Raw genomic sequence first — 256 nt, 5'->3', positions numbered from 1 at the left:
AGAACACCCGCTCACGCTTTACGTCGATAAGCGCGAGATCGTCACGCTGATGACGCTCGGGCAGGCGCCGGAAGCACTCGCGATCGGATACCTGCGTAACCAGCGGCTCGTCTCCAGCATCGAGGAAATCGAATCGGTGCAGGTCGACTGGGAAGCCGAAGCGGCCGCCGTCACGACTTTTCGCGGCATCGAAGATCTGGACGGCAGAATGGAAAAGCGCACGGTAACTACCGGGTGCGGACAAGGGACTGTGTTC

The 256-nt window shown here is 60.5% G+C and carries 1 protein-coding gene; it reads left to right on the top strand.

Annotated elements, in window-relative coordinates:
• The coding region (locus ACX9YW_RS23245; RefSeq protein ID WP_460351123.1) for a formate dehydrogenase accessory sulfurtransferase FdhD at nucleotides 1-256 on the top strand (256 nt) is incomplete at both ends.

This window comes from Pseudoneobacillus rhizolycopersici, assembly GCF_054786815.1.
This window is presented reverse-complemented; position numbering and strand designations above follow the sequence as displayed.